The sequence below is a fragment of the Streptomyces sp. NPDC056479 genome (assembly GCF_042795335.1).
GTDB lineage: Bacteria > Actinomycetota > Actinomycetes > Streptomycetales > Streptomycetaceae > Streptomyces.
Genome location: NZ_JBHTRZ010000009.1, coordinates 479,767 through 488,744, shown reverse-complemented (window position 1 = coordinate 488,744; position 8,978 = coordinate 479,767). Strand labels below are relative to the sequence as shown.

The following is an 8,978-nucleotide window of genomic DNA, read 5'->3' as shown; positions in this document are numbered from 1 at the left end:
TGCCCGCGCCGGCCCCCGCGGCCGCGAAGCCCGCGCCCGCCGCCCCGGCCCCGGCTGCCGCGAAGGCCGCCGCGCCCGCGCCGGCCGCGAAGCCCGCTCAGCCGAAGAAGGCCGAGCCCGCCGCCGCGTCCGCCGAGGGCCCCGAGCTCGTCACGCTGCGCGGCCCGGCCGCCGCGGTCGCGAAGAACATGAACGCCTCGCTGGAGGTGCCCACGGCCACGTCCGTGCGCGCGGTCCCGGTGAAGCTGCTCTTCGACAACCGCATCGTCATCAACAACCACCTGAAGCGCGCCCGGGGCGGGAAGATCTCCTTCACGCACCTGATCGGCTACGCGATGGTGCAGGCCATCAAGGCCATGCCGTCGATGAACTACTCCTTCGCGGAGAAGGACGGCAAGCCGACCCTGGTCAAGCCCGACCATGTCAACTTCGGCCTCGCCATCGACCTGGTGAAGCCCAACGGCGACCGCCAGCTGGTCGTCGCGGGCATCAAGAAGGCCGAGACGCTGAACTTCTTCGAGTTCTGGCAGGCCTACGAGGACATCGTCCGCCGCGCCCGCGACGGCAAGCTGACGATGGACGACTTCTCCGGCGTCACGGTCTCCCTGACCAACCCCGGCGGTCTCGGCACGGTCCACTCGGTGCCGCGTCTGATGCCCGGCCAGTCCGTGATCATGGGCGTCGGCTCCATGGACTACCCGGCGGAGTTCCAGGGCACCAGCCAGGACACCCTGAACAAGCTCGGCATCTCGAAGGTCATGACGCTCACGTCGACCTACGACCACCGGGTCATCCAGGGCGCCGCCTCCGGCGAGTTCCTGCGGATCGTCGCGAACCTCCTGCTCGGCGAGAGCAACTTCTACGACGAGATCTTCGAGGCGCTGCGCATCCCCTACGAGCCGGTCCGCTGGCTCAAGGACATCGACGCCTCGCACGACGACGACGTCACGAAGGCCGCCCGCGTCTTCGAGCTGATCCACTCCTACCGGGTCCGCGGCCACGTCATGGCCGACACCGACCCGCTGGAGTACCGCCAGCGCAAGCACCCCGACCTGGACATCACCGAGCACGGCCTCACCCTGTGGGACCTGGAGCGCGAGTTCGCCGTCGGCGGCTTCTCCGGCAAGTCCCTGATGAAGCTGCGCGACATCCTCGGCGTGCTGCGCGACTCGTACTGCCGCACCACCGGCATCGAGTTCATGCACATCCAGGACCCCAAGCAGCGCAAGTGGATCCAGGACCGCATCGAGCGCCCGCACACCAAGCCGGAGCGCGAGGAGCAGCTGCGCATCCTGCGCCGGCTGAACGCGGCGGAGGCCTTCGAGACCTTCCTGCAGACGAAGTACGTCGGCCAGAAGCGCTTCAGCCTGGAGGGCGGCGAGTCCGTCATCCCGCTGCTCGACGCGGTCCTGGACTCGGCCGCCGAGTCCCGCCTGGACGAGGTCGTCATCGGCATGGCCCACCGCGGCCGCCTGAACGTCCTCGCCAACATCGTCGGCAAGTCGTACGCCCAGATCTTCCGCGAGTTCGAGGGCAACCTCGACCCGAAGTCGATGCACGGCTCCGGCGACGTGAAGTACCACCTGGGCGCCGAGGGCACCTTCACCGGCCTCGACGGCGAGCAGATCAAGGTCTCGCTGGCCGCGAACCCGTCCCACCTGGAGACGGTCGACCCGGTCATCGAGGGCATCGCCCGCGCCAAGCAGGACATCATCAACAAGGGCGGCACGGACTTCACCGTCCTGCCGGTGGCCCTGCACGGCGACGCGGCCTTCGCGGGCCAGGGCGTGGTGGCCGAGACCCTGAACATGTCGCAGCTGCGCGGTTACCGCACCGGCGGCACGGTCCACATCGTCATCAACAACCAGGTCGGCTTCACCGCCGCCCCGGAGTCGTCCCGCTCGTCGATGTACGCGACGGACGTGGCGAGGATGATCGAGGCCCCGATCTTCCACGTGAACGGCGACGACCCCGAGGCGGTCGTCCGCGTTGCCCGTCTGGCCTTCGAGTTCCGCCAGGCGTTCAACAAGGACGTGGTGATCGACCTCATCTGCTACCGCCGCCGCGGTCACAACGAGTCGGACAACCCGGCCTTCACCCAGCCGCTGATGTACGACCTGATCGACAAGAAGCGCTCGGTGCGCAAGCTCTACACCGAGTCCCTCATCGGTCGCGGCGACATCACCCTGGAAGAGGCCGAGCAGGCGCTCCAGGACTACCAGGGCCAGCTGGAGAAGGTCTTCACGGAGGTCCGCGAGGCCGTCTCCCAGCCGGTCGCGGAGCCGGTGTCCGACCCGCAGGCCGAGTTCCCGGTCGCCGTGAGCACCGCGATCTCCGCGGAGGTCGTGAAGCGGATCGCCGAGTCCCAGGTCAACATCCCCGACACGTTCCACGTGCACCCGCGTCTGCTGCCCCAGCTGCAGCGCCGGGCGGCGATGGTCGAGGACGGCACCATCGACTGGGGCATGGGCGAGACCCTCGCGGTCGGCTCCCTCCTGCTGGAGGGCACCCCGGTCCGGCTGTCCGGCCAGGACTCCCAGCGCGGCACCTTCGGCCAGCGCCACGCGGTCCTCATCAACCGCGAGACGGGCGAGGAGCACACCCCGCTCCAGTACCTCGCCGAGGAGCAGGCCCGCTACAACGTCTACAACTCCCTGCTGTCCGAATACGCGGTCATGGGCTTCGAGTACGGCTACTCGCTGGCCCGTCCCGACGCGCTCGTGATGTGGGAGGCGCAGTTCGGCGACTTCGTCAACGGCGCGCAGACGGTGGTCGACGAGTACATCTCGGCGTCCGAGCAGAAGTGGGGCCAGACGAGCGGCGTCACGCTCCTGCTCCCCCACGGCTACGAGGGCCAGGGCCCGGACCACTCCTCGGCCCGCGTCGAGCGCTTCCTCCAGCTGTGCGCGCAGAACAACATGACGGTCGCGATGCCGACCCTGCCGTCGAACTACTTCCACCTCCTGCGGTGGCAGGTGCACAACCCGCACCACAAGCCGCTGGTGGTCTTCACCCCGAAGTCGATGCTGCGCCTCAAGGCCGCCGCGTCGAAGACGGAGGAGTTCACGTCGGGTCAGTTCCGCCCCGTCATCGGCGACTCCACGGTCGACCCGGCCGCGGTCCGCAAGGTCGTCTTCGTCGCCGGCAAGCTGTACTACGACCTTGAGGCCGACCGGCAGAAGCGCGGCGTCACGGACACGGCGATCATCCGCATCGAGCGCCTGTACCCGCTGCCGGGTGCCGAGCTCCAGGCCGAGATCGCCAAGTACCCGAACGCCGAGAAGTACCTGTGGGCCCAGGAGGAGCCGGCGAACCAGGGTGCCTGGCCGTTCATCGCGCTCAACCTGATCGACCACCTGGACCTGGCGGTCGGCGCCGACATCCCGCACGGCGAGCGTCTGCGGCGGATCTCCCGTCCGCACGGCTCGTCCCCGGCCGTCGGCTCCGCCAAGCGGCACCAGGCCGAGCAGGAGCAGTTGGTGCGTGAGGTGTTCGACGCCTGAGGCTCTGCCCGGCGCTGATCGCGAGGCCCGGTTCCGAGTTCTTTCGACTCGGGGCCGGGCCTCCGGCTTGCGCCCGCCCACCCGGACACGCGTGTGGCGGGCACGACATATCCTCAACTCATGTACTTCACCGACCGAGGCATCGAAGAACTCGAGAAGCGGCGCGGCGAGCAGGAGGTCACCTTCGAGTGGCTGGCCGAGCAGCTGCGCACCTTCGTCGATCTGAACCCCGACTTCGAGGTACCGGTGGAGCGGCTGGCGACCTGGCTGGCCCGGCTGGACGACGAGGACGACGACTTGTAGAGCGGGCTGTTCCCGGGGCGCCCGATGCGGGCGCCCTTCGTCTTTGTACGGCGATCCGTTTTGTACGGCGATCCGCGTCGCGGTACGTCAGCGGCCTCAGTCCAGCGGTCCCACCGAGCTGTACGCCAGCCCCACCGCCCCGTGCGCCAGGAGCAGCGCGCCCGCCGCGATCCAGCCGCCGCTGCGGCGTCGTAGGCCCCAGGCGGTGACGGGCAGGCCGGCCGCGATCTGGGCCAGGGCGAGGACGCGGGCCTGGGGGCCGCAGGCCCAGGGCAGCAGGGCGCCGAGGCGGCCGCCCTCGACGGCGTCCAGTTCCGCGCGGAGGGTGTCGCGCCAGCCCCACCACTCGATCAGCCGGATGTGCGGCTGGACGCCGACGGCGGCCTGGAGGGTGTCGGCGCTCTCGCCGGGTACGAGGCCGTCGGGCAGGGACACGCCCGCGCGGGTGAGGACGGCGATCAGGCCCCGCAAGCGGGCGCGTGCGTCGGCCACCGGGTCGGCGCGGGTCAGCTCGTCGAGGGACTGCACGTCCAGGACCGGGTCGAGGCCGAGACGGCCGGCGAAGGTGTGCATGGCCTCGTCCTCGCCGGCCGGGGTGCCGTTGGCGAGCCAGACGTAGCCGACGGGGCGGCGGAAGCCGGAGGCGAGGGTGTATCCGGCGCGGTCGGCGTCCCACCACAGGGCGAGGACGGGCCAGGGCGCGCCGACGGCGAGGGCGGTGGCCCATCCGTTGAGGACGCGGTCGACCGGTTCGTCGCCCTCCAGCCAGGGCCGGCCCTCGGGGACCAGCACGCTCCACTCCCCGCCCGCCGCCGCGAGCAGCATGTCCTCGCGCAGCAGCCGGGCCACGGGGGCGACGGACTCGGGCGCGGCGCGACAGAGCAGCAGGGCGCCCGGGGCGGGGCGGGCCTCGCGAGCGGTCCGGGACTGTTCCGTCGACATGCCAACACGCTAGGCCGTTTTGTCCGGCTCGCATGTTTTGTGATCACCAGAACGAGTGCCTTGACTTTCACCGACCACGATATATCGTGTTTCTCAGAAGACGCGATATGGCGTGTCGTGTTCCGATCCGGCCCGTGCGGCCGCGTCCGGTCGCCCAGGAGGTTCCGCACATGTCCGAGTGGTCCGTAGCAGAGCCCAGGAAGCTCACCTTCGACGAGCCGGTGGCCGAGCTCCAGGTGCGCATCGTCAACGGCACTGTGAACGTCGTGGGGACCGAGGAAGGTTCCGCCCGCCTGGAGGTCTCCGAGATCGAGGGACCACCCCTGGTGGTCACCCAGCAGGGCGGCACGCTGACGGTGGCCTACGACGATCTGCCGTGGAAGGGCTTCCTCAAGTGGCTCGACCGCAAGGGCTGGCGCCGCAGCGCGGTGGTCTCCCTGGCGGTGCCGGCCGACACCCGGGTCGAGGTGGGCGTGGTCGGCGCCGGGGCGATGGTCTCGGGCATCGAGGGCCCGTCGGTCATCAAGGGCGTCACCGGTGACACGACCCTCGTCGGTCTGTCCGGCCCGGTCCGCGCCGACACCGTCTCCGGGAACCTGGAGGCACAGGCCGTCACCGGCGACCTCCGTTTCAACTCCGTCTCGGGCGATCTCACGGTCGTCGAGGGCTCGGGTTCCTCCGTGAAGGCCGACTCGGTGAGCGGCGCCATGATCATCGACCTCGACCCGGACGGTCCGACCGATGTGCGGCTGACCAGCGTCTCCGGCGAGATCGCCATCCGTCTGCCGGCCCCGGCGGACGCCGACGTCGAGGCCAATACGGCGAGCGGCACGATCTCCAACGCCTTCGAGGGCCTGCGGGTGCACGGCCAGTGGGGCGCCCACAAGGTCACCGGGCGACTGGGCGCGGGCACGGGCAAGCTCAGGGCGACGACGGTCTCCGGCTCGATCGCCCTGCTGCGCCGCCCGCCCAAGGAGGACGAGCCGTGGGACGCGGAGGCGTGGGAGAGCCCCGAGCCGACGGCCGACTCGACGACCGACTCGACGACCGACCCGATGAACGGCGCACGGCACGACTCGGGGGACAATTCCGTCTCCGGCCAGGGCGATGGCCCGACCGATGCCTCCACGGACGCCCCGGCCGACGGCACGACCGACAAGAAGGTGCTCTGACATGCCCCCCGTCTTCGCCCATGGCCGCCTCCGTCTCTACCTGCTGAAGCTGCTGGACGAGGCCCCGCGCCACGGCTACGAGGTGATCCGCCTCCTCGAGGAGCGCTTCCAGGGGCTGTACGCACCGTCGGCCGGCACCGTCTACCCCCGCCTGGCCAAGCTGGAGGCCGAGGGCCTGGTCACCCACACCACCGAGGGCGGCCGCAAGGTGTACGCCATCACGGACGCGGGACGTGCGGAACTGGCCGACCGCAGCGGTGAGTTGGCCGACCTGGAGCTGGAGATCGGGGAGTCGGTCGCCGAACTCGCCGCCGAGATCCAGGCGGATGTGCGCGGCGCTGCGGGTGACCTGCGGCGCGAGATGCGCGCGGCGGCCTCCGAGGCCCGCAAGGGGGACGGCGCCCGGGCGGAGACGCCCTTCGGCGACCTCTCCGACTTCACCGACAAGGAGGCGTGGCGCGCCGCCAAGGACGAGATGCGCCGGGCCAAGCAGGAGTGGAAGGAGCAGGCCCGCCGCGCCAAGGACGAGAGCCGCCGCGCCCGCGAGGAGGCCCAGCGCGCCCGGCGCCAGGCCAAGGAGGCACAGGACCGCGCCCGGGCCCAGGCCCAGGAGGAGGTCCAGCGCATCGCCCGCCGGGTCCAGGAACAGGTACAGGACCACTTCGCGCGCGGCGACTGGCCGACGGGCGTACGGGAGGGCCTGACCGAACTGGCCAAGGAGTTCGGCGACTTCGGCAAGGACTACGGCAGGGAGTTCGGCAAGGAGTTCGGCTTCGGCCGGCAGAGCGGCGCGCAGGACACGCCCAAGGCGGCACGGCAGCGGCCCGAGTACTCCGAGACCCCCGAGGACTTCCCCGCCGACTACGAGCCCACTTGGGCCCACGAGCCGCCCAGCGGCGACCCGGCCCGCGATCTGGACCGCCTGCTCGACCGCTTCCGCGACGACATCCGGGACGCCGCTCGCGATCACGGCGTGACGGGGGACCAACTCCGGGACGCCCGCCGCCACCTGTCGGCGGCGGCGGCACACATCGGGGCATTGCTGCGTACGCCGAAGTCCTGACGCCGCCCCTGCGGGCGGTACGGCCACCAACTGGGCCGTACCGCCCCGGACCGGAACCGGGAGCGACCGGGTCCCCGCCTCAACCGGCCTTGGCCTCTCCCCCCAGTACCCGGATCACAGCCTCATAGGTCGCCCCGTGATCGGCGAGGATCTCGGCGGGCACGCCGGGGCGGCTGGTCAGGGCCAGGAGGATGTGCTCGTCGCCGATGTGCCGGTCCCGGCGCGCGACGGCGATACGCAGCGACCGCTCCAGCACGTCCTTGGCCTCCCGGCTGAAGGAGCGGCGGCCCGACCACCACCCCGTGTCCTTCCGGTCCCCGGACATCGCCCCGACACCATGGACCTCCTCGACCCGGGCGACGATCTCCCCCACATCAATCCCCAGCCCGGCCAGCGCATCTGCTTCGGCCTGCGAAAGCCCGCCCCGCCGCCGCGCCTCCCTCAACGCCAGCCGCGCGGACTCCAACCACTGCCCACCGCCGAGCGCCGCAAGCGCGAACGAGGCCCGGCTCCCCTCCCGATCGAGCAGGGCGAGCAGCATGTGCTCGACGTCGACGGTCTGCGCCCCTCCCCTCTCGGCGTGCTCCACGGCCCCCGTCACCACGGCACGGGCATCCTTCGTGAACCGCTCGAACATCAACGCCTCCCGTACTTCTTGTGCACGGCCTGCCTGCTGACCCCGAGTTCCGCGGCGATCTCCTGCCAGGACCACCCCTGATTGCGCGCACTGCGCACCTGTACCGCCTCCAACTGCTCCAGCAGCCGGCGCAACGCCGCTACGGCCCGCAGCCCGACCCGTGGATCGCGGTCGCCGGCCCGCTCGGCGAGATCTGTTGCCTCGGTCATGATGTCAATGTAGGTTGACACGCCGCCCCACGTCAACCCCAGTTGACAAACAAGCGGCGGGCCCGAGGGTGAAACCCCGGACCCGCCGCAAGCGCCTTGGCGAGAAACGTCAGTTGGTGAGCACGACCTTCCCGAACAGCTCGCCCGACTCCATCCGCTCGAAGCCCTCGCGGGCCCGATCCATCGGAAGCACCTCGTCGATCACCGGCCGCACACCGGTGGCGGCACAGAAGGAAAGCAGATCCTCCAGCTCGTCCTTGGTCCCCATGGTGGACCCGACGATCTTCAACTCCAGGAAGAAGATCCGCGTCAGCTCGGCGTGCGAGGGCCGATCGCCGCTGGTGGCACCGGAAATGACCAGCGTGCCGCCCGGCTTGAGCGACTTGACGGAGTGCGACCAGGTCGCCGCGCCCACGGTCTCGATCACGGCATCGACCCGCTGCGGCAGCCGGGCCCCCGAGTCCACGGCCTCAACGGCCCCCAACTCCAGGGCCCGCTTGCGCTTGGCCTCGTCCCGGCTGGTGGCGAAGACGCGCAGCCCCGCGGCCTTCCCGAGCGCGATGGCAGCCGTGGCGACGCCGCCTCCGGCCCCCTGCACCAGCACCGAATCTCCGGGCCGTACGCCCGAGTTGGTGAACAGCATCCGATAGGCGGTCAGCCAAGCCGTCGGCAGGCACGCGGCTTCGGCGAAGGAGAGTTCCTTGGGCTTGGGCAGGACGTTCCAGGTCGGCACGGCGACCTGCTCGGCGAAGGTGCCCTGGTACCGCTCGGTGAGGATGGACCGGGGCTCCTTGGGCCCCACCCCATGTCCACTCTGTCCGATCACGGAGTGCAGGACGACCTCGTTGCCGTCCTCGTCGACGCCGGCGGCGTCGCACCCGAGGATCATCGGCAACTTGTCCTCCGCGAGGCCCACACCCCGCAGCGACCAGAGATCGTGATGATTGAGCGAGGCGGCCTTCACATGGACGGAGCTCCAGCCGGGACGGACCTCGGGGGCCGGTCGCTCCCCCAACTCCAATCCGGAAAGCGGCTGGTCGCGGTCGATTCGGGCGGCGTAGACAGCGAACATGACCTTGACGATAGGCTCCGCCGCGAGCCGACGGAACCACGGCGCCCTGTGAGACACACCCTCTTGCCAAGGCACCC

Annotated in this window: 8 protein-coding genes; 4 read left to right on the top strand and 4 right to left on the bottom strand. The window is 70.6% G+C overall.

The window, feature by feature from the left end:
- Positions 1–3,503, top strand: a 3,503-nt coding sequence (locus tag ACFQ6S_RS33695) for a multifunctional oxoglutarate decarboxylase/oxoglutarate dehydrogenase thiamine pyrophosphate-binding subunit/dihydrolipoyllysine-residue succinyltransferase subunit (RefSeq protein WP_383418248.1), incomplete at its 5' end; no start/stop codon positions are given.
- A 120-nt stretch (positions 3,504–3,623) separates the two neighbouring features.
- A complete protein-coding gene (locus tag ACFQ6S_RS33690) occupies positions 3,624–3,806 on the top strand; it encodes a DUF6104 family protein (RefSeq protein ID WP_383418246.1) in 183 nt (60 codons plus the stop codon).
- Positions 3,807–3,902: 96 nt separating this feature from the next.
- Here the strand turns inward: ACFQ6S_RS33690 and ACFQ6S_RS33685 are convergent, their stop codons facing one another.
- A complete protein-coding gene (locus ACFQ6S_RS33685; protein ID WP_383418244.1) occupies positions 3,903–4,748 on the bottom strand; it encodes a hypothetical protein in 846 nt (281 codons plus the stop codon).
- Between the two features lie 170 nt (positions 4,749–4,918).
- On the opposite strand from ACFQ6S_RS33685, the gene ACFQ6S_RS33680 reads away from it, so the two are divergent.
- Both ACFQ6S_RS33680 and ACFQ6S_RS33675 read left to right on the top strand, forming a co-directional pair.
- The gene (locus tag ACFQ6S_RS33680) at positions 4,919–5,920 is read left to right on the top strand and encodes a DUF4097 domain-containing protein (RefSeq protein WP_383418242.1); all 1,002 of its coding nucleotides are present in this window, start codon (positions 4,919–4,921) and stop codon (positions 5,918–5,920) included.
- Position 5,921: 1 nt separating this feature from the next.
- A complete protein-coding gene (locus ACFQ6S_RS33675; RefSeq protein WP_383418240.1) occupies positions 5,922–6,983 on the top strand; it encodes a helix-turn-helix transcriptional regulator in 1,062 nt (353 codons plus the stop codon).
- 79 nt (positions 6,984–7,062) lie between these two features.
- On the opposite strand, the gene ACFQ6S_RS33670 is transcribed toward ACFQ6S_RS33675, so the two are convergent.
- The 3 genes from ACFQ6S_RS33670 to ACFQ6S_RS33660 form a co-directional block, all read right to left on the bottom strand.
- Positions 7,063–7,620: a Clp protease N-terminal domain-containing protein gene (locus tag ACFQ6S_RS33670; RefSeq protein ID WP_383418238.1), complete on the bottom strand. Its 558-nt coding sequence runs from the start codon at positions 7,618–7,620 to the stop codon at positions 7,063–7,065.
- On the bottom strand, positions 7,620–7,829 hold the full coding sequence (locus ACFQ6S_RS33665; protein WP_003997975.1) for a helix-turn-helix domain-containing protein: 210 nt from the start codon (positions 7,827–7,829) through the stop codon (positions 7,620–7,622). Before ACFQ6S_RS33665 ends, ACFQ6S_RS33670 begins: the two co-directional genes overlap by 1 nt.
- A gap of 109 nt (positions 7,830–7,938) precedes the next feature.
- Positions 7,939–8,901, bottom strand: coding sequence for a zinc-binding dehydrogenase (locus tag ACFQ6S_RS33660; protein ID WP_383418236.1), 963 nt, complete (start codon positions 8,899–8,901; stop codon positions 7,939–7,941).
- Positions 8,902–8,978: the final 77 nt, after the last annotated feature.